Below are 1,939 nucleotides of genomic sequence, written 5' to 3'. Positions count from 1 at the left end.
GGCAGCGGCTGGCGTGGCCATGGCCGGCGCCTGCTGCGCCAGCAAGGCGCCCGGCAGCAACAGCCACGCCGCCAGCGCGAGCCGGGCCAGCCCCGCGCGGGTCGTCATTGCGGGGCCGCGATGTTCTGGTCGATGGCGCCGAACAGGCTCTGGCCGGCCTTGTTCTTCATCTCGATGCGGATGGTGTCGCCGAACTTCATGAACTCGGTGGAGGGCTTGCCATCCTGGATGGTCTCGATACAGCGCTTTTCGGCGATGCAGCTGTAGCCCTTGGGCCACTCGGTGCGGCCGTTCTGCTCCACGCCGCGGTTGCTGACCGTGCCGCTGCCGATGATGGAGCCCGCGCGCACGTTGCGCGTCTTGGCCACGTGGGCGATGAGCTGGCCGAAGTGGAAGGTCATCTCGGGGCCGGCATCGCACATGCCGACCTTGCGGCCGTTCCAGGTCGATTGCAGCGTGAGGTTCACGCGGCCCTGGTCCCAGGCGTCGCCCAGCTCGTCGAGCGTGATGGCGACCGGGCTGAACGCGGTGGCGGGCTTGGACTGGAAGAAGCCGAAGCCCTTGGCCAGTTCGGCCGGGATGAGGTTGCGCAGCGAGACATCGTTGGCCAGCATGACCAGGCGGATGCCGTCCAGCGCCTGCTCGGGCGTGGTGCCCATCTTCACGTCGCCGGTGACGACGGCGATCTCGGCCTCGAAGTCGATGCCCATGGCCTCGCTGGGCACGACCACGTCGTCGCGCGGGCCGATGAAGTCGTCGCTGCCGCCCTGGTACATCAGCGGGTCGGTGTAGAAGCTCTCGGGCACTTCGGAGTTGCGCGCTTTTCGCACCAGTTCGACGTGGTTGATGTAGGCGGAGCCGTCCGCCCACTGGTAGGCGCGCGGCAGCGGGGCCATGCACTGGGCGGGATCGAAGGGAAACGCGTGCGGGGCGCGGCCGGCGTTGAGCTGGTCGTACAGGTCCTGCAGCTGGGGCGACAGGAAGCCCCAGTCGTCCAGCACCTGCTGCAGGCGGCTCGCGATGCCGGTCGCATAATGGGCCGTGCCCAGGTCGCGGGAGACGACGACCAGCTGGCCGTCGCGGGAACCATCTTTGTAGGTGGCGAGTTTCATGGGGCTCAGACCTCTTGTCTTCCAACGCGCCGGCGGCGGGTGCCCGGCACGAATTACGAATGGTTAAATTGATTTAACTAAACAAAACTCTGGAAATTCTAGTGCAGATGGACAAGGAACGGGCAGGCATACAGTCGGTGGAAGTCGGCTTCGCCCTGCTGGAGGGGCTGACCCGGTCGCGCGGACCGCTGATGCTCAAGGACCTCGCGGCCACGGCCGGCATGAGCGCCGCCAAGGCGCACCGCTACCTCGTGAGCTTCCAGCGCCTGGGGCTGGTGGCGCAGGACCCGGGCACCGCGCGCTACGACCTGGGGCCGGCCGCGCTCAAGCTGGGCCTGGCCTCGCTCGCGCGGCTCGATGCGATGCGCCTGGCGCGCGAGCGCATGCCCGCGCTCATGGACACCATCGGCCACACCCTGGCGCTGGCCGTGTGGGGCAACCGCGGCCCGACCATCGTGCACTGGGAGGAATCGCCCCAGGCCGTGACCGCCAACCTGCGCCTGGGCGACGTCATGCCGCTGCTGGCCTCCGCCACCGGCCGCTGCTTTTGCGCCCACCTGCCGCGCGAGGCCACGGCCGCGCTGCTCCAGGAAGAGATGGCCCACGCCGCCAAGCTGGGCCGCACCGATCTGCCCACCGACGCCGCCGCCGTTGACGCCCTGCTGGCCGAGGTGCGCGAGCGCGGCGCGGCCCGCGTGGTGGACACCCTGCTGCCGGGCATCGTCGCGTTCTGCGCCCCGGTGTTCGACGCCGACGGGCACCTGGCCCTGGGCATCACCACGCTGGGCTCGGTCGCCACGTTCGATCCCGCCTGGGGGCGGCGCCAT

At 69.6% G+C, this 1,939-nt stretch carries 2 protein-coding genes; one reads left to right on the top strand and one right to left on the bottom strand.

Going from position 1 to position 1,939, the window contains the following annotated elements; all coding sequences use genetic code 11:
* Window positions 1–104 precede the first annotated feature (104 nt).
* Complete coding sequence (locus tag AC27IO_RS23560; protein ID WP_272549346.1) at window positions 105–1,112, bottom strand: fumarylacetoacetate hydrolase family protein; 1,008 nt, start codon at window positions 1,110–1,112, stop codon at window positions 105–107.
* A gap of 107 nt (window positions 1,113–1,219) precedes the next feature.
* Between AC27IO_RS23560 and AC27IO_RS23555 the strand changes: the two genes are divergently transcribed.
* On the top strand, window positions 1,220–1,939 hold a 720-nt coding region (locus AC27IO_RS23555; protein WP_498741084.1), incomplete at its 3' end, for an IclR family transcriptional regulator.

Source organism: Acidovorax sp. KNOB132 (genome assembly GCF_057541515.1).
This window is presented reverse-complemented; position numbering and strand designations above follow the sequence as displayed.